This window comes from Deinococcus aetherius (genome assembly GCF_025997855.1).
Lineage (GTDB): Bacteria > Deinococcota > Deinococci > Deinococcales > Deinococcaceae > Deinococcus > Deinococcus aetherius.
In genome coordinates, this window is the sequence record NZ_AP026562.1 from 229,983 (window position 1) to 253,680 (window position 23,698).

Here is a 23,698-nt window from a genome sequence, read left to right on the forward strand (position 1 = left end):
ACCAACGCCCCCTGAGTTGTGTGTTCCAACAACCGCGCACGGCTTGAAGGTGAGGGGGCACCAAGACTCAGTGTGAGGACTTGGTGTGAGGCCGCCCCCTTAATGTGCTTGAACGAACGACGGAAACGGGTCGACCAGGCGAGAGAGCGTTCCACTTGCCCACGTACACGTTCCCCTCGCGGCTGCCACGACCATACCCGCGAGAGCAACTCCTCCCGCGAGCAGTCCCGTTCCGGCCGAAGGTCGAAGCCTTCCAACAACTCGAACTCCCCGGCGTGAGGGGGACGCTCGCTCCGGCGGCGCCCGTTAGCTGACGCCACAGCAGGGGCCGCCGGAAGCCACCCGGCAGGGAGACCACGTTGCTGGGCCGTCCCGCCGAGCGGTGAGTCAGAGCTGAGAGGCGCGAGCGCCCCTTGCGGGAATCGAAGGGAAGACTCCCTGAGTCGTCCCCGCCGACATAGCGCTCAGGCTGGCGTGACCTCCTCGACGCTGTGCCCGGATTCTCGAAGGCCAGCGGTGATCAGTGGCCATGAACGCTGGTCGTCTTCCGCAGACAGGAGGCGCATGACAGCAGTGGGGAAAGCGCACGGGGGTGACCCCGTTCCCGCCATCCTCGACAGCCCTCCAGGTGGGGTCCTTGTGCACACCCAGGCAGGGGCGGGCTCCTGTCCTGCCTCGCGCCGTGGCGCCTCATGGCCGCGACCCTCACTCTGGGCCTCACAGACGTCCCCGGGCGCCGGGGGCCAGGACGCGTGCTGGGAACGTGGGCAGTCCCGACGGCTCCGGCCTGACCCGTTCATCCTTCAGCGGCCCTACCGCCGCTCGCCGTGACCCAGGAGGGCGGCGAGCGGGCGGGTCACCGGGAACTCGGCGAGCAGCAGCGCGATCCCCGCCGTGAGCGGCACTGCGATGAGGGCACCACCTACTCCCCACAGCCAGCCCCAGAACACCACCGAGACGGCCACCACGGTCGTCGAGAGCCCCAGTTGCCCGCCCTGGAGCAGCGGGTTCACGAAGCTGCCGATCCCGATCTGGATCACGCCGAGGCCGATCAGGACGAGCACGCCCTGCGCGGCGCTCCCGAACACGAACGCGAACAGGGTCGGCGGCAGGACCGCCAGGATCGAGCCGACGGTCGGGAAGAACTCCAGCACGAGGGTCAGCACGCCCCACACGAACGCGAGGGGCACCCCGACGATGAGGAGGAACAGCCAGGACAGCACGGCGGCGAGGGCTCCCGTCAGGGCCTGCACCCACACGAAGCGCTCGAACTCGCCCGACATCCGGTGAAAGGCGTCCGCGACCCGCGAGCCGTCCTGCACCCCGAAGGCGCGGGTGACCCGGGCGCGGATAGCGTCCGCCTCCAGCAGCAGCAGCGCGAGGAACACCACGATCAGCAGCAGGAGACTGCCCGCCGAGAACAGCGCGCCCACTCCCTGGAAGGCCGCGCTCAGCAGACTGGACGAGGAGGGGGTACCCGAGGAGAGGTGCTCGGGCAGCCGGACGCCCAGCCCTTGCAGGTGGTCACGGTAGCGGGGCCACTCGTCCGCGACCGCCGAGGCGCCGTAGCCGACCCCGGCGGCGAGCAGCCCCAGGAACAGCAGGAAGACCAAGACCACGAGCGTAACGCCCGCCCACCTGGGCACGAGAACCTCCAGGCGCCGTTGCAGGGGCCGGAACAGCACGGCGAGCACGCCGGCGAAGGCGACCGGCAGGGTCACGGGTTGCGAGACGTGTAAAGCTCCCAGGACGGCGACGACTGCGATCAGGGCGAGCAGGGGGCGCAGGGCAGCGGTATTCATACACCTCCTGGAAGCATGACAGTTCCGTGGTGGGGAGGTTCAGGGCGCACCAACTTCACCGCCCGTTGCTGCCCGGTCGCCCCGGCACATGGTCCTCGAGACGGGCCTGGCTGCCGCGAGCCAATTCAGCGCGCGGCAGCCTGAGAGGGAAGCTGGCGGTTTTGCGAGGACGAGTTGCCTATCCTGACGGCAGGATGGGCGGCGATCACCTCCATGCCGTCCTGCCCCGTCGTGCTCGCGCTGCAGGCGGAGCTGGTTATGCACCTGCACCTCGATATCGCTGGCGTCCGCCCCGTGCTCGTCTTCCAGGGCGGTACCGACCTCCTCGCGGATGCGGTCGTCGCTGCGCCGGTCCCCCTTGGGGCCCTTGCCCCGGGAGCCCGTCACGCCCGACCGGCCGGAGCCCGCGTGCTCAGGGAGGGGTGAGGTCCCCGGGCAGCAGGACGGTGTCGATGACGTAAATCAGCCCGTTGCACGCCCTGAGGGCCTGGTCCCCGGCATGTGCGTTGTTGACGACGACGTGTGACCCCAGCGGCCGCACGTCGAGCGGGACGCCCGCGAGGGTGGTGGGCGTCCGGATCACGTCCAGTTCCTGCAAGTTCACACGGCCCTTGACGATGTGATAACTCAGCAGCCGCGAGAGGGCGACCCGGTCGTTGCGGAGAAGTTGCTGGCGCCCTGCGGGAACGCGGGCGAAAGCGTTGTTGGTGGGCGCGAAGAGGGTGTAGACCGCCGGTCCGTTCACCACCGTGATCAGCCCGGAGGTGCGCAGGGCCTCCTGGAAGCGGCTGAGCTGCGGGTTGTTCGTCAGCAGGACACCCAGCGGCTGGCAGGCCACCGGGGCCGCCCCACCACCGGCGAGGGCTACCTGGGCACCGCCCAGCGCGAGGCTGAGGCTCAGGGCACGGAGAATAGAATTCATCAGGGCTCCTTTCCCGGCTGATGGGTGGCCCTTCGGCGTCCCGGTCAGCCTGTTCGGGTCTCTCCCGACATGGCCGGTTTCCCCGGCGGGGCGCCGGAGAGGCCGTGAGGGGCGGCGGGCGATTCAGTCCGGCGAGTCAGTACGGCGGAGGAGGGAGGTACCCGGCCACCCAGAAGGGCGGGGTCCCGTAGTAGCCGTAGTACGGCTCCCAGAAGTCGCGGTTCGGCCGCACGATCAGGTCAGGGTCGTACCTGGGCGAGTTCACCACGCGCTCGCGGGTCTGGTCGACGTGGACCTCGTCCCGGGTCACCCGGGTGACGGCCTCCACCGGAAGCAGGAAGTGCCGCTCGCCCAGGCCCAGGAAGCCGCCCGCGCCGACTTGCAGCATCCGAACCCTTTTCTCGCGCGGATCGACGAACAGCGCGCTCACGTGGCCGATCTCGTCGCCGTGCCGGTCGACCACCTTGCGGTCGCGGATGTCCTCCCCCTGCTGGGAGAGCGTGAGGTCGGTGTCGCTCAGCCGTATGAGCACGTGGTCCCCGGTGTCCTGCGTCATGGCTGCCTCCTTGACCGGGCATGGGGGGAGCGGCGGGCGGCCTGCCCAGGGTGGGCGTGGACGGGCCGGTACGACGGAGCCCGGTCCGGCATGAAGAGCGGCACGTCGGGGGCCTCCCCCACCCGCGCGAGCGCCCGGACGAGCCGGAAGAGGGTCTGGCGGAAGGAAAGCCCGGTCACGGCGGTCTCCTTTCTGCCCACCGGGACGGCGGGGCGGAGGCTGAAGGGTGAGGGGCGTGCCTGTGGCCGGTTCCGGGGCGGCCCGCCTGTTCGGCCACCGGGGCGCATCTCACCCCAGGTCGCCCGGGGACGCCCGCGCCATGTGGGCGAAGAACACGTCCGCCCGCGCCGAGACGTGCAGGGCCTCGTCCCCCTGAAAGGACGCGTGTTCCGCCGGGACGTAGACGAGTCGCGTCGGGGCGTCGCTCGACGCCACCTCGTATCCGGCCACCCGGGTGGAGTCCGGGTCGTAGTGCAGGTCGTGGATGACGCCGAGCGGGACGCCGTCGCTGCTGACGAGAGGGGTTCGGCCCAGGTGCGGGCCGTGCTTGTGCGCGAACCTGACCCTCGGCAACCGGCCGATGGGGGCCAGGTCGTCGCGGGCAGTCACGACCACCTCGGCGGACCTCAGCTCGAAGACCGACTCGAAGGGCAGCACGAGGTCATCGGCTGCGGGCGGAGCCGGGCGGACGAGGAGCGCGAGCACCTTGACCTCGGCCGGATCGATGATGACGTCTTTCACCTGCCCGAGCCGCCCGTCGCCGCGCTCGACGACGGCCTTGCCGATCAGTTCCAGGGTGGTAGGCACGTGGCCCTCCGAAGGAAGATTCCGCGAGCCGCGAAGGTCCAAACCGGCGACACGGCGAAGTGGGGGCGCCGGGCATCACCCGGTCCGTCCACCCCGACGGTACGCGGGGAAACTGTGGCCCACCTGTTCCGAAACTGAGCCAGAGCTGAGGCCTGCCGTGCCGTCCTCCCGGTGCGGCCACGACGCGGCGCGGGAGGGTCTTGCCGGGCAGCTTGAGGTGACGGGCAGATCGAGGCGCTTCCCGGCAGAGAGGCGCGATCAGGGAGGGGACGAAGGGCCCACTCACACAGGTTCCCGGACGCGCGTCCTCCGGGTGAAGGGGTGCCTGTGCCGGAGCGGGGCGTTCCTCGCCGGACCACGCCTGTCTTCCTCCCGCGTGCCCGGGGAGAACCGGCCCTGTCGGGCGGTCTTGCCCGCGTCCGCCGCCGTGGAGGTCACGGCCGGGCAGGTGAAGCAACGCGAGACGGGGCCGACGGACCCACGGTCATCCACGGGGCTGGGGGCCGGTTGAGGGCCGCCTCGCCTTCTCCGGGGTGGAGACTGCGACGACACATGGCGGTGGAGGACGACAACTCGGGTGTGACCGCGCCGCGGCGCGGCTTCACGCAGGGGGACGGCGGCCCCGTCTCGCCGGGGCCAGGGCACCCGACCTGTCGATTCCGCCGATGTCCTTGCCGGAAGTCCCGGCCCGGACACAACGGCTCGCCGGAAGACACGTGACGCCACCGGACCCCCGCCACTGGCTTCCTTTCCCCGGCGAAGGTGGGGCGGACCCCGGCCTATTGTCTTTGCCCGTGGAGGTGCCCCGGAGTCCCGGAGACGTGAATCGGTGCCAGCGCGCCGCCATCCCCCCAGGAGCGTGACCTGTCGCCAGTCGCACCCACACGAGCAGGGGTTGGTCGGCTCGCGGACCTCCAGGGTCCGATGAGCCTCAGCCGGGGCTCAGCCTGCCGACAGTCCCAACTCAGCCTGACCGCCTAGCGTAAGCACGGGTTGTTGCGGGAGCGTACGTGGTGATCCTTCTTCTCCCTGCCCCGGAGGTCCCCATGCTGACCCTTCAGGAGGTGGACGGTCCGCCCGTCATTCGGCGCGGCGGCACTCCGTCCCGGAAAATCGCCGAGACGGTCGTCGTGCCCCAGCGGGGAGAAGTGCTCGGCCTGTCGCCCGGCGAGGCATCCTGCGGGGCACGACCTTTCACGGTGCCCCCTGAGGTGGTGTTCGGCCTCCTCACTGTTCGGAAGAGGGCCACCGCAAGGCCGGGCGGTCTGACTCTGGATGAGTCCACCCCCAGAGTTCACCCGAGAAAATCGGTCCTGCCGACGCTTCCTCCCGCTCTCCGCCGCGCAGTCCGTGGGGGTGGAAGTCCTCTGCCCCTCCCAGTCGAGGCGGGTGCCTGCTCAACCTCTCCACGAATCAAGCCAGTCTCGTTCCGGGCAAGGTCGCGCGCTGCGAGAAGGGTGGCCCTTTCCCCGACGGGTGACCGTCCCTCACCCCGGGTTCGGCCGGACAGGAACGGGTGGACCTGTCGCCGGGGCTCGGTTCGTGCCCGACCTTCCCCGGGCCGAGCCCACAGCCTGAACGGTCAGAGGAGACCCGTGCTGCTCACGCACCCCACAGGACAGAGCCCCGGCTGCCGCGAACCGCTGGAGCCGGAAATTCCGGCTCACCCCGGACACCGACTCCCTTGCCACCCCACGGAGCGTCCCCACCTCACCCCCAGGAGCATGAAGATGAGCGACACCGAGCCCCTAAATTCCGTCCAGCCGATCAAGTCCCTCGACCAAATCGAACGGGAGACGGGCGGCGCCGCGACCCCCGTCACACCCGTCGATACCCGGGAGGGTGAGGACCGGTCGTTCCTCGGGGCGCTCGTTGCCCCGTTCATCGGGACGGCGGAAGGCGACAGGCCCGACCCGACGACCGCGCCACCCAGCGAGACCACGGAGAACTCGGAGGGTTGAGGCTTCCCCACGTCGTCGAAGCGGACGGAGGCCACGGCCGCGAGACAACGGGAACCCGGGCTCCGTGCCTCACCCGCGCCCGGGTTCCCGGAGGTTTTTCTTGGGGCCGAAGGGACGGTCGATTGCCCGCGCGGCTTGGTGCAGTCATCCGCCCCTGCGCCCTGACCGGCGGCAGATGGGAGACCAGCGTCCGGCTCTCGGGGAACGGTGTGGGTCCCCCGCTCCTGACGGACTGGAAGAGACGCCGCCTCGCGGCCCAGGGTCCAGCTTCTCCCACCTGCCGTCCTCCCGCCATCCACCTCGGAGGTTTCCCCATGCGTTTCCTGCCCCTCGCCGCCCTGCTGCTGCTGGCGCCCGTCGCCGCCCAGACGACCGGGGAGCGCCTGCTCTCCGGCACGACCTTCGAATTGCCCTGGGGGATCTACCAGGGCGGCCTGACCAACCTCTACGACGGCGAGACCCGCCTGCGCCTGAGTGCCCCGCAGGGCGTCCGCGTCCTGGGCACCCGCTACAACCCGGAAACCCACGGGGCGCTGGTCGCGTACCGTGGCACCCTGTCTCCCCGCGAGGCGCTGGCCTTCGCGGTGAATCAACTTCAGCGTCAGGGCTTCGAGCTGACCATCCGCGCCTACCCCGACCCCGGACAGGCCCGGGCCCTGCTGCGCCGCAACGAGCTCCTGATGGAGGTGAGGATCACGCGGGGCGACCAGGGGGTGACCCGGGCGCTGTACCTCTTCCGCAACGGAGAACTCCCCGAGCGCCTGCTCGTCGACCAGGCCCCGGACTTCCTGCGGGTGTATGCCGCCCCGGTCGATCTCCAGACGGTGCAGGTCGAGCGAGGGCGCGTCATCCTGACCCCGCCCGGGGACGTGCTGATCGACGTGACCAGTTACCGGGATGGGGTCGCCAGCCTGCAGTTCTACGGTAACTTCTCCCTGGAGCAGCTCAAGGACTTCTACCTGCCCTTCTTCAAGGCCCAGGGGTTTGTGGAGATCGGAACGGTTCGGGAGGACGACCGGGAAGTTTCCTTCCAGTTCGGGCGGGGCGACGAGCGGCTGACAGTGGAACTTGAGGCGGAGACGACCGACGCGGCCCGCGTGGACCTGCGTTACGGGCGCTGAGCCCAGGGCCGCCGGCCCGGCCTGTCAGCGAGGACCCGGCTCGTGGCGCAGCACCTGCCCGCGCGCCAGCCGCCCGGCGTCATGCCGCCTGAGCAGCAGCAGGTCGGCGACGGCGGCCCGACTGGGGCCGCGCCAGTGGTCCCGGACCTCCTCCCCGTCAACATCGCCATCTTGCTCCTCGCCGTGTGGTGATTCGTCTCGATTCGGTATGAACAGCGCGTTTACGACCAGAACAAGCCCTGACCTTCCCGAAATCGGCAGGGCGCTCCGTCCGTTTGCCACGGCTGAGGGTTGGAAAGGCATTTCGTTGGCGTGGCCCCTGCTCCCCCACGCGGGCGGGCTACATTCCGTGTCCACGCCGTTCCTTCTCCTTCTCACCCGCCTGCCTGGCGACCGCAAAGGCGTGGCGCCCGTTCCTCCCATCCTCCTCCTCCTGCAGGGCACGGTTGAACGTCTTTAACAACGCCTCGTTCTGACCGTCGTTGGACTGACCCACCCGCGACTACGGTAGATCAGCCATGCACTCCTCCGGCTTCCAGGCTTTGTGCGCTTCATCCTGGGTCGCGTTCGCAGGGGAACAGCACGTTCACTTGCGAACGCTCCGTGGAGGAGCACTTCGACGGGTCGCCTCGCCTCAGCCCCCCCTCAGCTTCGGGACAGGGAGGCCACAGCTTCTCCACGTACCCTCTCAAGCAGAGGGCGCTGGAAGTCTGCCCCATTGCGCCCCTGAGTCTTGAGAGGCACCCCAGGAGGACCTATGAATTCCAGAATCCAGAAGATCGCTCTCACCCTGGCCCTGGTCTCCCTGCCGGTGACGGCAACCGCTCAGACGGACGCGACCCCCAACGTCGAGAACAACGCCGTCACCACGCCAGCGGAGAGTGACAACGTCCCCGGCAACGAGGGTGGGGTGTTGACCGATCCCGACCGCATCGAGAACAACGCGACCACCACGCCGGCCGAGAACGACGGCATCCCGGGGAATGAAGACGACACCGTGGCGGGGAACGCCGTTGTCGTTAGGGCCGAGGAGGACAACCGTTTCCCCTGGGGACTGCTCGGCCTGATCGGTCTGGCGGGTCTGGCGGGCCGCAGCGGTGGTGCGCGGCGGGAGGTCAAGCTGGGCGGGCCGGTGGACGGCGCACGCCATTGACAGTTCTGGCAACTTAACCTCAGCGAAGCGGAGTAGCTCAGCAGGCGGCTTGAGAATCAAGCCGCCTGCTGAATCGCCTCGCTCCAGAGGAGCAGTGCTGCGGTCTGGTTGCTTCGTCGGAGGGCAGCGGGGACGGTCGTTCGGGTCTGGCGGTGAAGGTTCGAGATTCGGGCGTGCAGCGCGAGGAATTCCTGTGTTCGAAGCCGAGTTGGCTCCGTTCCTGCTGTCGTGCCCTGCGATGCGATTGTTCCACGAGGTTGTTGCAGCGGGCGGACTTGGCTGCCTCGGTGTCGCGGTGTTCCTGAAGCAGGATGTCCAGCACGTCTGTGTGTTCGTTGACCGCCCGCCACAACCCATGCCCTACCCCACCGACCTTGACGCACACCTCGTCCAGAGGCCACCGAGAACCCCGCTGGGATTCTCGGTGGCGCAGTTCCTCGGTGAGGAGCGGCGCGAATGGGATGTTCCACTGTCGCAAGGTCTCATGGCTGACCTGAACCCCGCGCTCGTGAAGCAGTTCCTGCACGTCCCGCTGGCTGAGGGGGAAGCGGTGAGAGAGCCGCAGAGCGTCGCCGATGACGCTCAGGGGAAAACGGTGGCGGTAGGGCTTCCGGTCAGTCACCGCTCACCACCCTACCGGCGTTTAGTTGCCAGAACCCACGCCCATGCGTTCGCGCAGCACGCCTCCGCCTCCGCCTGGATGCGCCAGCACCACCCGGCAGCGTTCCTGGCGGGCGTGCTCGCTGAAGCGCCGGGGATGTGGCCCGCGAGCACCCTGGGTCACGAGGCGCGGCGCTGGGGAGTGAAGCTCGCCCCCATGTGCATCAACCGGAGTGGGATCAGCTACCGGGCCGAATCGGCGCAAGTTGTCCGTGCCCCACTGACAGCGGTGGACGGGCTGAGCCCCGACGCGGCGCGGGGGATCGTGCAGGAACGCCTGACCGGGGGGAAGTTCGTGGGCGTTGAGGACTTCTACGACCGGGTCGATCTGAGCCGGGACACGTTGGAGACGCTGGTGAAGGCCGGGGCGTTTGACGTCCAGGGTCCGCGACCGAACCGCCTCCAGGTCTTCTACGCCTTGCAGACCGTCGCCCACGCGCGGAAGCCAGGCACCCGTGCCCTGCTCGGTCCCCAGGTTCAGGCCCCGGACCTGCCCGACCTCTGCGCGGACGAAACCTTGTGGCTGGACCTGGAGACCAAGGGGGTCTCGGAGTCGGGACGGCACCCCCTGGACGCCCACCGCACCCGGCTGCGGGACGTGGGGTGCAAGCCGCCGGAAGCGCTGCGGCACGGGGAGCAGGCCTGGACGGCGGGGCTGATCGTGGCGAGGCAGAAACCGCCTACGGCCGGGGGCTTCGCCTTCTATGTCTTGGAGGACGGCGCCTCGCGAGCCCAGGCCGTCATCTCCCCGGACCTGTGGGAGGCGCACCGGGTCCTGCTGCGCGATGCCCAGGCGCTGATCGTGTGCGGGGAGGCGACGGTGCGGGGCCGGGCGGTGACCCTGCGGGTCCTGCGGCTGTCGGAACTGCCGCTCAGCCACGTGCGGCAGGCGGCCGATTAAGCGGGCCCGCCTCATGCGGGGGGCAGGGGCATTCCGCGTCTACTCGGCCGCGCACCCCTGCCCGTCCAGTGGCCGCCGGGCACCCGACTTCCGGGCGGCTGAGCCCCCTGCGTGGGCCACGTCTCTCGGCGGCCCCTGGCCCTGGTGCCCCAGCCTGGACCACGGGGATCAGCGCCGTCAACCCACCTGGAGGCCGGGTCGCTCACACGCACGGGCGCACCCAAAGGCCAAGAAGTAAGCCCCGGGGCCTACACGGCGCCCAGGAGCAAAGGGACCGACTTCACCCGGCCAGTTGTGTGGGACACCCCAACCTTAAAACCCCAGCATCAAGGTGGGATGCAAACCCAAGGAAGAGGCCTTCACCGCTCAGGCGCAGCGGTCGGCGGTGAGCCAGCGCCGACCAAGCTGGTTGATGGTGGTGACGAACTCGGCGAACCCCTCGGGCTTGAGCAGGTAGTCGTCCGCGCCGCAGGCCAGGCACGCCTCGCGGTCCTGGGACAGGTTCGAGGTGGTGAAGATCACCACCGGCACCTCCCGGAGCGCGGCGTCCCCCTTGATGGCGCACAACACCTGGTGGCCGTTCACCCGGGGCATGTTCAGGTCGAGCAGAATCAGGTCCGGTTGTCCCGCCGGGCGCCCGGCGTAGGCTCCGCGGCGGGAGAGGAAGTCCAGCGCCTCGGCCCCGTCGCGCGCCACGCTGACCTTACACTGCACGTTGCTGAGTTCCAGCGCCGCGCACGCCAGCTCGACGTCGTGTGCGTTGTCCTCGACGATCAGCAGGTGCCTGGACAGGCGGACTCCTTTCAGGAAGCAGGGCGCCCGGTGGCGCCCCTCGCGCTTCAGAATACCTTGACGTGTGAAAAAGGACACGTCCGCTGTATTCCTACCCGTGGGATGCAGACTCAACGGCGCAGTCCAGCGCCTTCCTCCAGCACGGAGAGGATCGCCTCCGTCAAGCCCCGGGCATCTGCCCGCGCCTCCTCGGCCTGGTTGAAGCGGAAGGCGTGGGCCGTCTCGTAGGATGTTTTGCGAACGCAGTATCCGAGCACTGCCCAATGCGGGGCGTCGAAAGCCTCGGGATGGAAGAGGTGGACGACCGCCTGGGACCCTTGCTCCTCGCCTCCCGCCAGCTCGACGTGGGCCAGGCCGAACGCCGTGGCATGGTTCTGCGGCTCCTCCTGCTCGGGGAGTCCCTCGACTGGCACGAACGAGGCCCCGACGACCGGCGGAACATCACATTCCTGGTGCCAGAGCACCGTCAGTCCTCAATCCCCGGGTGCAGGGCGGTCGACTGGAGCGCCGCTCGGGCTTGGCACAGGGCGCTCCCGCGCCCGGAGGCGTTGGCGTCCTCGGGCGGCCAGGATGTCCTAAGCGGCTCTCCCCGTGGAGGGGCTGGGCGGTGGGCCGCGCTACACGTTCATCCCGTAGGCCGTCCCGCCGAACTTCATGAAGGCTAGGGGCCTTCCTGTGTTGCGCCTCACGGTGGGGCTTCCCCCGACACTGGGCCCGGTTGACGGCTGTCTCAGGCTCGGGGGCCGGGAGGCACCGTGGTGGCCCGCACGAGGAGGTGCGGTTGAAAGACGTGATGCGACGCCCCCAGCCGCTGGCCCTGAATCCGCCGGATCAGTTCCTCCAGGCTCTTGCGCCCGAGCTGGGCGAAATTCTGCTGGACCGTGGTGAGCGGCGGCTGGTAGAAGGCCGATTCGGGCGTGCCGTCGAAGCCGACCACCGAGACGTCCTCCGGCACCCGCCGCCCTGCCCGCGCGAGGGCGGACATCGCGCCCAGCGCCATCTGGTCGTTCCCCGCAAAGACCGCCGTGAAGGTCAGGCCGCCCGCGAGCGCCGCTTCAAGCACGTTGAAACCGCTCTGCGCACTCCAGTCCCCGTTCAGCCGGGGAAGCTCGGGCAGGCGGTGTGCCGCGAGGGCGGCGCAGTACCCTCGGTAGCGCAGGTCCGCGTCGCTCCACTCCACTGGACCGCCGAGGTGCAGAATCTGGCGGTGGCCCAGCTCGATCAGGTGCTCGGTGGCGATCCGCCCACCCTCGAACTGGTCCACGCTCACGCTGGGACCGTCCACCTCGGTGGTCGCGTCAATCAGGATGAACGGCACCTGCGCGCCGATCACCGGCACGACCTCGTGCGCGTCATAGGGGGTCAGCAGCACCAGGCCGTCCACCCCGAACTGCTGGAGGCGGGCGACGGCCTGCACCATCTCCGCCGCCTCGAAACGGCGTAGCGTGGTGAGCATGCTGTCGTACCCGCAGAGGCGGGCCGACTGCTCGACATGCTGGACGATCTGGGCCGGGCCGTACTGGTCGGTCGCGGAGGCGACGATGCCGATGAGGTGCGAGCGGCGCGTCACCAACCCCTTGGCGATCAGGCTGGGCTTGTACTTCAGTTCCTCGATGGCGTGGAGCACCCGTTGGCGGGTGGCGGGTGCCACGCTGACGTGGTTGTTGATGACCCGGGAGACCGTCTGATAGGAGACGCCCGCCCGTTTGGCGACGTCGTGAATGGTGGCGTTGCGGGGGACTACCTTCGACATGCTCGTCCTCTCACGCTGCTTCGGGGCGTCCAGCGGGGGTGGAGGGTGGGGTGGGGGGAGTTCAGGGGGGCTCTGTCACGGCGCATGTGGGGGTGTCACGGTCCGGGTTCGGGCGACCCGTCATCCTACCTGCGGCGGAGGGCCCGGGCGCCGTGCCTCAACTCCCGTTCAAGGAGGGGGGCAGAACGCGGTCACCCGGTCGTTCTGCCCCCCCTGCACCCCCCGGGTTACTCCCGGGTTACTTCAGTCCGGCGGTCGCCATGACTCCCTCGGTTACCCGGCGCTGGAAGATCAGGTAGGCGATCACGGTGGGCAGGGCCGCTGTGACGGCCGTCGCCATCGTCTTGGCGTAGGCCACCCCGTAGGCCGACTGCACCTGGGTGATGCCGACCGGGATGGTGAGTTTAGGCGGGTCGTTCAGCACGATGAAGGGCCACAGGAAGTTGTTCCAGGCCGCGATAAAGGTCACGATGGCGAGCGCCACGGTAATGCTCCAGTTCAACGGCAGGAAGATGCTGAACAGCACCCGCCACTCGCCCGCCCCGTCGATGCGCGCGGCGTCGCCGAGTTCGTGGGGAATCTGGTCGAAGAACTGCTTGTAGATCACCACCGCGAGGGGGGCGGCGAGCTGCGGCAGGATCAGCCCAGCGAAGTTGTTTACTAGCCCCATCTTGTTGATCAGGATGAACAGCGGAATCAGGCTCGCCTGGAAGGGAATCATGAACCCCACCAGCACCAGCACGTACAGCCACTTCCTCCCCCGGAAGTCGATCTGCGAGAGGGCGTAGGCGCACAGCAGCGAGAGCAGCAGCACGAGCACCGTGATCGCCAGCGAGGTCAGGATGGAGTTGGCGTACCAGCGCACCAGCGGGCTGTTCTGGAGGATATAGGTGTAGCTGCTGAAATCGAAGGGCTTCGGCCAGAAGGTCGGCGGGTTGGCGATGGTGTCGTTGTCGGCTTTCAGAGACGTGATGGCCGCCCAGTACAGCGGGAAGACCCACAGCGCGGCCAGCAGGACGGTGAGCGCGGTCACGACCCCGCCCCACAGCCGGGCCAGCCGGACGGAGGACGAGGCGGTGCGCGCGGCGCGTGGAACGGTGGTCGTCATGCGCGTTCTCCCCGGCCCAGCACCCTCGACTGGAGCAGCGAGGCGGCCAGGATGACCACCATCAGCACCACGCCGATGGTCGAGGCGTAGCCGCCGTGCTGCTGCTGGAAGCCCTCGCGGTAGGAGTACAGGAGCAGCACGAGCGTCTTGTCGAAGGGGCCGCCCGCCGTGAGCAGGTAGACCTGATCGAAGATCTTGAACTGGGCGATGAGTTGCAGCAGCAGCACGAGGCTGGTCACCGGCCAGAGGTTGGGCCAGGTGATCGAGCGGAACAGCCGGAAGCCCGACGCCCCGTCGAGCGCGGCGGCCTCGTAGATCTCCGGGGGGATGTTCTGAAGCCCGGCGATGAACAGCAGGATGTTGAAGCCCACCGTCCACCAGATCGTCACGAACGCGACGGCGGGCATGGCCCACACCGGGTCCTGGAACCACGCGACGGTGCTGTGGGTCATGGTGTTCACGATCCCGAAGTTCGAGTCCAGCACCCAGTTCCAGATGTTGGTGACCACGCTGACCGGCAGAACGTAGGGCAGGAAGAAGCAGGCGAGCACCAGCCCCTTGAGCCGGTTCAATCTCGTCACCAGCAGGGCCAGCCCCAAACCGACGAGCGTGTTGGGCACGACCGTCAGCAGGATGAAGTACAGCGTGTTCAGGAGCGCCGTCCAGAAGGTGGGCTCGCGCAACAGCCGCGCGTAGTTGCTCAGCCCCACGTACTCCCCCTGCCCGGTGAGGTCGGCGTTGGTGAGGCTCAGTTGCAACACCCGCAGGGAGGGGTAGATCAGGAACACCAGGTAGAGCAGGACGAACGGCGCGACCATCAGGAGGGCCGTGACGCCCCGCCTGCGGAGCTGGACCTGCTTTTCCTGGCTAGCCAGACGCCCCGGTTTGGAAACGGTTTCGAGCATGACGCCGGGTTCTCCTTTCCCGTGGGGCTGGGAAACGCAAAGGGGGAAGGCCACGGCCGCCTTCCCCCTTCCCCCCTTACTTGTTGAAGTTCTGGAGGGCCGTTTTGAACTTACTCATGGCCTGGTCAACGCTGATCTGCCCCAGCAGCACGGGCGTGAAGTTGTTGCCGACCGCGTCGTACACCGGGCCGCCCACACCGAAGATGGGCAGGGTGGGCTCCAGGGTCGCGTCCCTGGCCGAGGTCGCGCTGTACTGCACGTTGGGCTGGAGGGCCTTGAAGGCCGCGCTGCTTTGGGTGGGCAGGTAAGCGGGGATGTGACCGCCACCTGCCCAGGTCAGGCCGCCCTGCTTCTGCACGTACCCGACAAAGGTCATCACGGCCTTGAGTTTCTCCGGGCTGAGCTGGCCCTTGGCGTTGGCGGGGATCGCCAGCATGTGCGAGTCAGCCCAGGTCTTCTGGTTGGCGTACAGCTTGGGGAAGCTCACCACGCCGTAGTCGAACTTGAGGGTGCCCTTGGCCTTGGCGTCCACCAGGGTGGGCACCTCCCAGTTGCCATTCGCCATGATCGCGGTGCGTCCGGAGGTGAACAGGGCCACGTTCGCCGGTACTGGGTGTTCTTGGGGATCAGGCCCTCCTTGGCCCAGTCCGCCATGACCTGAAGGGCCACCTTGCCCTTGGTGTCGAGGTCCGTCAGGTCGAGCTTGCCGTTCCGCACCAGCGTCCCGCCCTGTTGCAGGAACAGGGTGTACCACAGCCGCCAGACGTTGGCGGGGTCTTGGTTGGTGCTCAGGCCCAGGGGTGTCACGCCGGTTTTGGCCTTGATCTGGCGCAGCATGGCCGTCATGCCCGCGACGCTGTTCACGCCCGTGAGCTGACCATTGGCGCCCAGCACACCCGCCTTCTTCAGCAGGTCCTTGTTGAGGTACAGCACGAAGGTGTGCGTGTCGAGCGGGACCGCGTACCAGCCCGCCTGCCCGGACTGCACCTTGGCGTCCCCGGTCATGGTGTTCACCAGGTTCGCCTGGAAGTCGGCGGGCTTCAGGCCTCCCTGAGCCAGCTCAGCCGCCGTGAGGGGACGCAGGTCCTTGCCTTGCAGGCCCGCAGGCAGGTGCGACAGGTGATAGGTCATCACGTCGGGCACCTGGCCGGAGACTACACCGGTATGCACCTTGGTGTAGAAGGGATTCCCCCACGTCTGCGTCGTGCGCTGCACCACGATGTCCTTCTGCGAGCTGTTGAAGGTGTCCACGATCTGCTTCATGCGGGCGCCGTCGCCGCCCCCGAAGAAGTCCCAGAACACGATCTTGGTCTGCGCGTGGGCGGCGCTGGCGAGAGCAGCGGACACCGTGAGGCCGAGGGTGATCATCCTGTGACGCATACATTCCTCCAGGGGGAGCGACGTGCGAGGGGCCGGGCGCGGAGCGCGGGAAGCGGCGAACGCAGCCGGAGAACCGGCAGGGGCAGAGCGCGAGGCGAACCGTCAGGCCGATCTGGGTTGTTGATGTGAACGATCACAGCTTAAACATCCTGTGAAGTTCTGTCAAGCCATCGGGGACCCTTCAGCCCCGCGTGTGCTGAGTCAGCAGGGCGGTGAAGGATAGGGGCGGCAATTCCAGCGTGACGGCGCGGCCCTCCATGTGGGGAGGGGTGAACTCGTAGGGCACCACGTTGTCCGGCTGCTCGAAGGAGTTGCCCGCGAAGGGGTCCTCGCCGTGCATCTGCCAGGCGCGCGTCACGCTCTGCGGCGCCTCGTCCTCCCAGCAGAGGTGCAGGGTCAGCGGCTGGGTTTGCGAGCGGTTTACCAAGAACACCCCGCCCTTACCGGTAGCCGGATCGAAGCTGGCGGAGGCGTCGAGCTGGGGGACGTCGCCGTAGCGCTTGGTTGCCCGCAGCGGCGCCTTGACCAGCGCGTCCAGCGCGTACCCGCTCGCGTGGTTGCTGAAGATCGTCAGCGGGTAGAAGATGGTCTGCTTGAACATCCCGTCCTTGCGGGTCATGATCGGCGCGATCACGTTCACGATCTGCGCGATGCAGGCTATCTTCACGATGTCGGCCTTGCGCAGGAAGGTGTTCAGCCAGGTCGCCACCACGAGGGCGTCCTCCAGGTTGTACTCCTCCTCCAGGATGTGCGGGGCCTCGCTCCACTCGCCGTCCCCGCCCTTGGCGCGGTACCAGACGTTCCACTCGTCCCAGCAGAGGTGGACATTCTTTTTGGAACGCTTCTTCGCCTTCGCCACGCGAATGGCGGCGCCGAGCGTGTCGGCGTGTTCCTCAAAGTGGAGGCTGCTCGCCAGGTAGGAGTCGGTGTCCACCGGCAATCTCTCGGTGTTCGAGATGGTCGGGTAGGGGTTGGCCGCGTAGTGGTGCATCGAGAAGTAGTCGATGTGGTCGTAGGCATGGCCCAGCACCGTCATGTCCCAGTCGGGGTAGCCGGGCATGGCGGTCGCGGACGAGCCACAGGCGATGGTCTGGATCGTGGGGTCCATCCAGCGCATCAACTTGGCAGCCTGCACGGCCTTCTCGGCATAGGTCGCCGCGTCCATCTGGCCGATCTGCCAGGGACCGTCCATCTCGTTGCCCAGGCACCAGTACTTCACGCCGTAGGGCTCGGGGTGGCCGTTTTTGGCGCGCAGATCGCTGTAGAGCGTGCCGGTGGGCAGGTTCAGGTACTCGACGAGGTCGGCGGCCTCCTGAATCGTGCCCGTGCCCAGGTTGACCGCCCACATAGGCTCGGTGCCAATCTCCCGGGCGAACTCCATGAACTCGTGCGGGCCGAACTGGTTGGTCTCAATGGAGCGCCAGGCCAGGGCGCGGCGGCGGGGGCGCTGTTCCTTCGGCCCGATGCCGTCCGTCCAGCGGTAGCCCGACACGAAGTTCCCGCCCGGGTAACGCATGATGCGGTAATTGGTCTCCCTCAGCGCAGCCACCACATCTTGCCGGATGCCGTTCTCATCGGCCAGGGGTGAGCCAGGGTCGTAGATGCCCTCGTAGATGCAGCGGCCCATGTGCTCGGCAAAGCCCCCGAAGATCAGCGGGGAGATTTCGGCGATGGTGCGCTGGGTATTGAGGGAGACGGTCGCACGGTTCTGGTCCACGGGGCGTCCTTTCGGGCGGGGGAAGGCGTGAACTCCGCGAGGTCGCACGGGAGCGTGCGGCGGAACCCTCCGCCGGGGCGAGCGTTGACAGGCTGACCCCCCCAGCATACGATGTGATCGTTCACAGTCAAGCCCGCCCCCACTTCCTGCCTCGCCACCTCCTCCCCGGCGTCCCCGAGGTGGTGCCCCCGCCCGGACGCCACGGAGGCATCCCTTGTCATCTGTTTTTCCCCTCCCGGAGGCCCGACATGGCTGAGCGTTATGCGGTCGGCGTCGATTTCGGCAGCGAGTCGGGCCGCGCCGTGATCGTCCGCGTCTCCGACGGCGCAGTGCTGGGCGAAGGCGTGACGCCCTACGCCCACGTCGTGATGGACCGCACCCTGCCCACCGAAGAGAAACTGGGCAAGGAATGGGCCCTGCAACACCCCCAGGACTACCTGGACGTGTTCCAGCAGGCCGTGCCCGCCGCGCTGAAGGCGTCCGGCGTCTTCCCAGACGACGTAATCGGCATCGGCATCGACTTCACCGCCTGTACGATGATGCCGACCACGGCGGACGGCACACCGCTATGCTTCCTCCCCGAGTACGCGCGCCGCCCGCACGCCTGGGTGAAGCTCTGGAAGCACCACGCCTCACAGCCCCAGGCCGACCGCATCAACGCGCTGGCCGAGGGGCGCGGCGAGTTCTGGCTGCCCCGCTACGGCGGCAAGCAGTCCTCGGAGTGGTTCTTCGCCAAGGCGCTCCAGATTCTGGAGGAGGACCCGGAGATGTACGGGGCCAGTGAACGGCTGATTGAGGCCGCCGACTGGGTGGTGTGGCAACTGACGGGCGTGGAGACGCGCAACGCCTGCACGGCGGGGTACAAGGCGATCCACCAGGACGGGCACTTCCCGGACCAGGGCTACTTCGCGGAACTGCACCCGGACTTCGCGGATGTGGTTCAGACGCGGATGAAGGAGGACCTGGCACCCCTCGGAGGCAAGGCCGGGGAACTTACTCCGCGGGCCGCCGGGTGGACGGGCCTGAAGCCCGGGACCGCCATCGCCGTCGCCAACGTGGACGCGCACGTCACCCTGCCCGCCGCCGGAGTCACGGAGCCGGGGCGGCTGGTGGCGATTATGGGCACCTCGACCTGCCATGTCCTCCTCGGGGACACCTTGCGCGAGGTGCCGGGCATGTGCGGGGTCGTGCCGGGCGGGGTCGTGCCGGGCCTGTACGGCTACGAGGCGGGGCAGAGCGGCGTAGGTGACATCTTCGCCTGGTTTGTGAAGAACGGCGTGCCGCCCGAGTACCACGAGCAGGCGAAACGGGAGGGGATTAACCTCCACGCTCTGCTGGAGCGGGAAGCGTCCACTCAAGCGCCCGGCGAACACGGCCTGGTGGCGCTCGACTGGATCAACGGCAACCGCAGCGTGCTGGTAGACGCGAACCTCAGTGGCATGATTCTGGGGCTGACGCTGGGCACCCGCGCGCCCGACATCTACCGCGCCCTGATCGAGGCGACGGCTTACGGGACCCGTGTGATCGTCGAGAACTTCGAGGGGAGCGGTGTGCCCGTGAACGAAATCGTCATCTCCGGCGGCCTCAAGCGCAACCGGATGCTCATGCAGATTTACGCGGACGTGACAGGCCGCCCGCTGAGCGTTCTCGACGTGGAGCAGGGTCCGGCGGTGGGAAGCGCGATGCACGCGGCGGTGGCAGCGGGCGAGTACCCAGACATCTTTGCCGCGGCGAAGTGCATGGGCAAGGTGCGGCGGGAGGCCTTTGTGCCGGACGCGAAAAACCAGCGCACCTACGACAGGCTCTACGGTGAATACGTCAGCCTGCATGACTACTTCGGACGCGGCGCGAACGAGGTCATGCACCGCCTGAAAGCGATGAGGAGGGCGGACTGATGTACGAGGACCTGCGAGCGGACCTCACCCGGCTGCACCTGGCACTGCCGAAAAACGGCCTGGTCACCTGGACGAGCGGCAACATCAGCGCCCGCGCCGGGGAGCACATGGTCATCAAGCCCAGCGGCGTCACCTTCGAGGACCTGACGCCCCAGAGCATGGTCGTCACCGATATGGAGGCGAACGTGGTGGAGGGCGACTTCAGCCCCTCGTCGGACACCGCCACCCACGCCTACATCTACCGCCACCTGCCGGAGGTCGGCGGCATCGTCCACACCCACAGCCCCTACGCGACCGCCTGGGCCGCCAACGCCCGCGAGATTCCCTGCATCCTGACCGCGATGGCCGACGAGTTCGGCGGGCCGATCCCCTGCGGCGGCTTCGCGCTCATCGGCGGCGAGGAGATCGGCGCGGAGGTCGTGCGGGTGCTGCGCGGGCACCGCTCGCCCGCGATCATCCTGCAAAACCACGGAGTCTTCACGGTCGGCAAGACGCCGGGAGCCGCCCTCAAGGCCGCCGTGATGTGTGAGGACGTGGCGCGCACCGTCTTCCTCGCCTTCCAGCTCGGGGCCGTCCAACTCATCGCTCAGGAACACATCGACAGGCTCTACGACCGCTACCAGGGCGTGTACGGGCAGAGGTCCGGCACACCCGCGAAAGGACCCGCATGACGACGCTCACCCAGACTGTCCCCCAGGCCAAGGCGCCCGTCCACCTCGCCCCGGCGGAGGTGTGGTTCGTCTGCGGTTCACAGCACCTCTACGGGCCTGAAGCCCTCGAACAGGTGGCGGCCCATGCCGGGGTGATCGGGAATGCGCTGAACGAGAGCCCCTCCATCCCGCTCGAAGTCGTGACCAAGGGCGTGCTGACCACCCCCGAGGAGATTCGCCGCCTGTGCCGCGAAGCGGACAGCGACCCCCGGTGCGCCGGGCTGATCCTCTGGATGCACACCTTCTCGCCGTCGAAGATGTGGATCGGCGGGCTGAGCACGCTCAAGAAGCCCTTCGCCCACCTGCACACCCAGTTCGACCGGGAACTGCCCTGGGACAGCCTGGACATGGATTACATGAATCTCAACCAGTCCGCCCACGGGGACCGGGAGGCGGGCTTCCTGCATACCCGGCTGCGACTGGAACGCAAGGTGGTGGTGGGCCACTGGTCCGACCCGGAGGTGCATTCCAGGTTGGGTGCGTGGGCGCGTGCCGCTTGGGCCTGGCACGACCTCCAGGGGGCCCGCTTTGCCCGCTTCGGCGACAACATGCGTGACGTGGCCGTGACCGAGGGCGACAAGGTGAGCGCCGAGATGCGCTTCGGCTTCGCGGTCAACGCCTTCCCGGTGGGCGACCTGGCCGAGCGGGTGAACGCGGCGACTGAGGCGCAGGTGGACGCGCTGATCCAGACCTATCTGAGCGAGTACGAGGTCGGGCCCGAATTGCAGCCCGGTGGTGAGCGCCACGCTTCTCTGCGAGACGGCGCCCGTATCGAACTCGGCCTGCGCTCCCTTCTGGAGGAAGGCGGCTTCAAGGGCTTCACCGACAACTTCCAGGACCTGCACGGCCTGAAGCAGCTTCCCGGTCTCGCCACCCAGCGGCTGATGGCCGATGGTTACGGCTTCGGCGGTGAGGGCGACTGGAAGACGGCGGCCCTGGTGCGCGCGATGAAGGTGATGGCGCAGGGACTGGAAGGCGGCACCTCCTTCATGGAGGACTACACCTACCACCTGGAACCGGGCAACCATCAGGTGCTGGGCGCGCACATGCTGGAGGTCTGCCCCACCATCGCCACAGGCAAACCCCGGCTGGAGGTCCATCCCCTCGGTATCGGCGGGAAGGAGGACCCGGTGCGGCTGGTGTTCGACGCGCAGCAGGGCCGGGCGATCAACGTCTCGCTGGTGGACCTGGGCAGCCGCTTCCGCTTCATTGTGAACGAGGTGGAGGCGGTGGATCACCCGGAGCTGCCGAAGTTGCCGGTCGCGCGGGCGGTGTGGGAGTGCGAGCCGGACTTCAAGACGGCCTGTGCAGGGTGGATTTATGCAGGGGGCGCGCACCACACTGGATACAGCTACGCGGTAACGACGGAGATGATCGAGGACTTCGCAGCCATCGCCGGGGTGGAGCTGGTGGTGATCGACGAGAACACTCGGCTGCGGGCCTTCCGCGAGGCGCTGCGTCTGAACGACCTGTACTACGTCCTCGCGCAGGGGCTGAGGGCATGAGGGGGAAGCCGGGAGTGAGACGGGCTGCGCCCCTCCTGCTCACGCTGGGCTCCGTCGCATCAGGCGGTGGTGACCGCCCCACCCAGCCCATTCTGAAGGGCGACCTGCAAATCCACGACCCCACCCTGCTGCGCGTCGGCAACACCTACGTGGCGATGGGCACGGGCTACGAGAACGTGGACGGCGGCACCCTGCGAATCAAGACCTCGCCCAATGGCATCATCTGGACGGACGCGGGCACGTTGGGGGAAACACAGCCCGCCTGGGTGGAGAAGCAGCTCGGGACCGCACCGCCCAACCTGTGGGCGCCGCACCTCTTCGCGCGGGGGAATACGACCTACCTGTACTTCGCCGCGTCCCTCTTCGGGAAGAACACCAGCGCCATCGGCCTGATGACCAACAAGCATCTCGACCCGAAAAATCCGGCGAAAGGCTGGGTGGATCAGGGCGTGGTGGTGACCAGCCAGCAGGGCGACACCTTCAATGCCATCGACCCGGCCCGTATCGACACGCCGGATGGGCGCGCGTGGCTGGCCTTCGGGTCCTTCTGGGAAGGGATCAAGATGCGCGAACTCGACCCGGTGAGCGGCAGGCTGAGGGCGAGCAATCCGAAGCTCTACAGCCTCGCCTCACGCGGGGGCGGGGCCATCGAGGCGGCCTCAGTCCTGCGGCATGACGGCTATTACTACCTCTTCGTGTCCTTCGACCGCTGCTGCGCGGGGCTGGAGAGCACCTACCGGATCATGGTGGGCCGCTCGAAGAACGTGACCGGGCCTTACGTCGATCAAGAGGGCGTGCCTATGCTGCAAGGCGGAGGAAGCCAGCTTCAGGCCACTTATGGGCGCTACATCGGGCCGGGCGGGCAGGAGGCGATCCACGACGGCTCGCGCGACCTGCTCGTCTACCACTACTACGACGGGGACCAGGGGGGCACGCCGCAGCTTCAGGTTTCGCCGTCGCGTTGGGGCGCTGACGGGTGGCCCACGCTCGATCCCCTGCCCGGGGGAGGCCAGCTATGAGTCACCCCGCCGCCGTCCTGACCGGTCCCGGCCAGTTCGCCCTCACCCAGCGTGACCTGCCCGCTGCCGCTCCTGGTGAAATCGTGGTGGAGATTCGCACCGTCGGCGTGTGCGGCTCCGACATCCACATGTTCGCCGACGGGCGAATTGGCAACATCGAGATCGAGCGGCCCCTCGTCCTCGGTCACGAGTTCATGGGCGTGGTGGTGCAGGCCCCTGGGGGAATCCTGGACGGCGACGACCGGCCGTTGAAGGTGGGGGACCGGGTGGCCGTCGAGCCGCACGTGGCCTGTGGCCACTGCCGGGAGTGCCGCGAGGGGAACCCCAACCTCTGTGCCCACCACACCTTCATGGGCGTGTACCCGCGCGACGGGGCACTCCAGAAATACCTCAGCGCACCTGCCCACAACTGCTTCGTCCTGCCGGAGAGCGTGTCGGACAACGGCGGCGCGATGCTCGAACCCTTGGGGGTAGCCCTCCACGCGCTGCGGCTGGGGCACGTCGACGTGGGCGACCGGGCTGCCGTCGTGGGCGCGGGGCCTATCGGCTTGCTGCTCGTCCAACTGCTGAAACTCGCAGGGGTTACGGCTCTCCACGTGATCGAGCCGCTGACCTGGCGCCGGGGCTTCGCCACCCGCAGCGGCGCGACCTCGGTGGCGGCGACCTACGACCCCGCGGAGGAGTCCCGCTACAACGTGGTGTTCGAGGCGGGCTGGGCGGACGACTCCGTGCAGACCTCGGCGCTGCTGGCCCGTCCTGGTGCAAAGGTCGTCCTCGTTGGCATCCCAGGCGACGACCGTTGCACGGTGCAACACTCGCTCGCCCGCCGCAAGGGCCTCTCGCTGATCTTTTCCCGGCGCATGGCGCACACCTACCCGGAGGCCATCGCCCTGGTCGAGCGGGGAATGGTGGACGTGGACGGCCTGGTCAGCGACGTATTCCCGCTGGAACAGGTGCAACGGGCTTTCGAGCGCCACTCCGGTTACGAGGACGGCGTGATCAAGGTGATGGTGCAGGTGGGGTAGCCCTAC

Annotated in this window: 23 protein-coding genes and 1 pseudogene; 10 read left to right on the forward strand and 14 right to left on the reverse strand. The window is 68.2% G+C overall.

All coding sequences use genetic code 11. The features are described 5' to 3' along the window. Positions 1–812: 812 nt before the first annotated feature. From DAETH_RS20675 to DAETH_RS20700, 5 genes are all read right to left on the reverse strand, one after another. Positions 813–1,802, reverse strand: coding sequence for an AI-2E family transporter (locus DAETH_RS20675; RefSeq protein WP_264778508.1), 990 nt, complete (start codon positions 1,800–1,802; stop codon positions 813–815). A gap of 412 nt (positions 1,803–2,214) precedes the next feature. After that, a complete protein-coding gene (locus DAETH_RS20685; protein ID WP_264778509.1) occupies positions 2,215–2,724 on the reverse strand; it encodes a fasciclin domain-containing protein in 510 nt (169 codons plus the stop codon). A gap of 136 nt (positions 2,725–2,860) precedes the next feature. Next, the gene (locus DAETH_RS20690) at positions 2,861–3,280 is read right to left on the reverse strand and encodes a PRC-barrel domain-containing protein (protein WP_264778510.1); all 420 of its coding nucleotides are present in this window, start codon (positions 3,278–3,280) and stop codon (positions 2,861–2,863) included. Then, the gene (locus tag DAETH_RS20695) at positions 3,277–3,459 is read right to left on the reverse strand and encodes a hypothetical protein (protein ID WP_264778511.1); all 183 of its coding nucleotides are present in this window, start codon (positions 3,457–3,459) and stop codon (positions 3,277–3,279) included. The genes DAETH_RS20690 and DAETH_RS20695 overlap by 4 nt, the downstream gene beginning before the upstream one ends. Before the next feature lie 109 nt (positions 3,460–3,568). Continuing rightward, the gene (locus DAETH_RS20700) at positions 3,569–4,087 is read right to left on the reverse strand and encodes a PRC-barrel domain-containing protein (RefSeq protein ID WP_264778512.1); all 519 of its coding nucleotides are present in this window, start codon (positions 4,085–4,087) and stop codon (positions 3,569–3,571) included. A gap of 1,730 nt (positions 4,088–5,817) precedes the next feature. Between DAETH_RS20700 and DAETH_RS20705 the strand changes: the two genes are divergently transcribed. The 4 genes from DAETH_RS20705 (at position 5,818) to DAETH_RS20720 (ending at position 8,322) form a co-directional block, all read left to right on the forward strand. Beyond that, positions 5,818–6,048 carry a hypothetical protein gene (locus tag DAETH_RS20705; RefSeq protein WP_264778513.1) on the forward strand — a complete coding sequence of 77 codons (231 nt, stop codon included), beginning with the start codon at positions 5,818–5,820 and terminating at the stop codon, positions 6,046–6,048. A 314-nt stretch (positions 6,049–6,362) separates the two neighbouring features. Continuing rightward, on the forward strand, positions 6,363–7,169 hold the full coding sequence (locus DAETH_RS20710; RefSeq protein ID WP_264778514.1) for a hypothetical protein: 807 nt from the start codon (positions 6,363–6,365) through the stop codon (positions 7,167–7,169). Between the two features lie 42 nt (positions 7,170–7,211). Beyond that, positions 7,212–7,361: a hypothetical protein gene (locus DAETH_RS20715; protein ID WP_264778515.1), complete on the forward strand. Its 150-nt coding sequence runs from the start codon at positions 7,212–7,214 to the stop codon at positions 7,359–7,361. A 565-nt stretch (positions 7,362–7,926) separates the two neighbouring features. Next, positions 7,927–8,322 (forward strand): WGxxGxxG family protein, encoded by a 396-nt coding sequence (locus tag DAETH_RS20720; protein WP_264778516.1) that lies wholly within the window; start codon positions 7,927–7,929, stop codon positions 8,320–8,322. A 56-nt stretch (positions 8,323–8,378) separates the two neighbouring features. Here DAETH_RS20720 and DAETH_RS20725 read toward each other — a convergent pair. Continuing rightward, positions 8,379–8,908, reverse strand: a pseudogene (locus DAETH_RS20725) (IS6 family transposase). On the opposite strand from DAETH_RS20725, the gene DAETH_RS20730 reads away from it, so the two are divergent. Then, positions 8,807–9,883, forward strand: a complete 1,077-nt coding sequence (locus tag DAETH_RS20730) for a helix-hairpin-helix domain-containing protein (protein WP_264778517.1) — start codon at positions 8,807–8,809, stop codon at positions 9,881–9,883. The pseudogene DAETH_RS20725 and the gene DAETH_RS20730 overlap by 102 nt on opposite strands. Positions 9,884–10,249: 366 nt before the next feature. On the opposite strand, the gene DAETH_RS20735 is transcribed toward DAETH_RS20730, so the two are convergent. The 8 genes from DAETH_RS20735 to DAETH_RS20770 form a co-directional block, all read right to left on the reverse strand. After that, entirely contained in the window at positions 10,250–10,753 is a 504-nt protein-coding gene (locus DAETH_RS20735) for a response regulator (protein ID WP_264778518.1), read from the reverse strand. Between the two features lie 32 nt (positions 10,754–10,785). Next, positions 10,786–11,139 (reverse strand): hypothetical protein, encoded by a 354-nt coding sequence (locus DAETH_RS20740; RefSeq protein ID WP_264778519.1) that lies wholly within the window; start codon positions 11,137–11,139, stop codon positions 10,786–10,788. A 266-nt stretch (positions 11,140–11,405) separates the two neighbouring features. Continuing rightward, positions 11,406–12,428 (reverse strand): LacI family DNA-binding transcriptional regulator, encoded by a 1,023-nt coding sequence (locus DAETH_RS20745; protein ID WP_264778520.1) that lies wholly within the window; start codon positions 12,426–12,428, stop codon positions 11,406–11,408. 238 nt (positions 12,429–12,666) lie between these two features. Beyond that, the gene (locus tag DAETH_RS20750) at positions 12,667–13,536 is read right to left on the reverse strand and encodes a carbohydrate ABC transporter permease (RefSeq protein WP_264778521.1); all 870 of its coding nucleotides are present in this window, start codon (positions 13,534–13,536) and stop codon (positions 12,667–12,669) included. Beyond that, on the reverse strand, positions 13,533–14,441 hold the full coding sequence (locus DAETH_RS20755; protein ID WP_264778522.1) for a carbohydrate ABC transporter permease: 909 nt from the start codon (positions 14,439–14,441) through the stop codon (positions 13,533–13,535). Before DAETH_RS20755 ends, DAETH_RS20750 begins: the two co-directional genes overlap by 4 nt. A 76-nt stretch (positions 14,442–14,517) precedes the next feature. Next, positions 14,518–15,006 (reverse strand): type 2 periplasmic-binding domain-containing protein, encoded by a 489-nt coding sequence (locus DAETH_RS20760; protein ID WP_264778523.1) that lies wholly within the window; start codon positions 15,004–15,006, stop codon positions 14,518–14,520. After that, positions 14,925–15,821 (reverse strand): extracellular solute-binding protein, encoded by an 897-nt coding sequence (locus DAETH_RS20765; protein ID WP_264778524.1) that lies wholly within the window; start codon positions 15,819–15,821, stop codon positions 14,925–14,927. Before DAETH_RS20765 ends, DAETH_RS20760 begins: the two co-directional genes overlap by 82 nt. Positions 15,822–16,002: 181 nt before the next feature. Then, entirely contained in the window at positions 16,003–17,538 is a 1,536-nt protein-coding gene (locus DAETH_RS20770; RefSeq protein ID WP_264778525.1) for an alpha-N-arabinofuranosidase, read from the reverse strand. A gap of 248 nt (positions 17,539–17,786) precedes the next feature. Here DAETH_RS20770 and araB point away from each other — a divergent pair, with 248 nt between their 5' ends. The 5 genes from araB to DAETH_RS20795 are packed head-to-tail and all read left to right on the forward strand — an operon-like array spanning position 17,787 to position 23,692. Continuing rightward, positions 17,787–19,433, forward strand: a complete 1,647-nt coding sequence (araB, locus tag DAETH_RS20775; RefSeq protein WP_264778526.1) for a ribulokinase — start codon at positions 17,787–17,789, stop codon at positions 19,431–19,433. Further along, positions 19,433–20,104: an L-ribulose-5-phosphate 4-epimerase gene (locus DAETH_RS20780; protein ID WP_264778527.1), complete on the forward strand. Its 672-nt coding sequence runs from the start codon at positions 19,433–19,435 to the stop codon at positions 20,102–20,104. The genes araB and DAETH_RS20780 overlap by 1 nt, the downstream gene beginning before the upstream one ends. Then, on the forward strand, positions 20,101–21,648 hold the full coding sequence (gene araA / locus DAETH_RS20785; RefSeq protein WP_264778528.1) for an L-arabinose isomerase: 1,548 nt from the start codon (positions 20,101–20,103) through the stop codon (positions 21,646–21,648). Before DAETH_RS20780 ends, araA begins: the two co-directional genes overlap by 4 nt. 14 nt (positions 21,649–21,662) lie before the next feature. Next, positions 21,663–22,667, forward strand: a complete 1,005-nt coding sequence (locus DAETH_RS20790; RefSeq protein WP_264778529.1) for an arabinan endo-1,5-alpha-L-arabinosidase — start codon at positions 21,663–21,665, stop codon at positions 22,665–22,667. Continuing rightward, positions 22,664–23,692 (forward strand): alcohol dehydrogenase catalytic domain-containing protein, encoded by a 1,029-nt coding sequence (locus DAETH_RS20795; protein WP_264778530.1) that lies wholly within the window; start codon positions 22,664–22,666, stop codon positions 23,690–23,692. The genes DAETH_RS20790 and DAETH_RS20795 overlap by 4 nt, the downstream gene beginning before the upstream one ends. Positions 23,693–23,698: the final 6 nt, after the last annotated feature.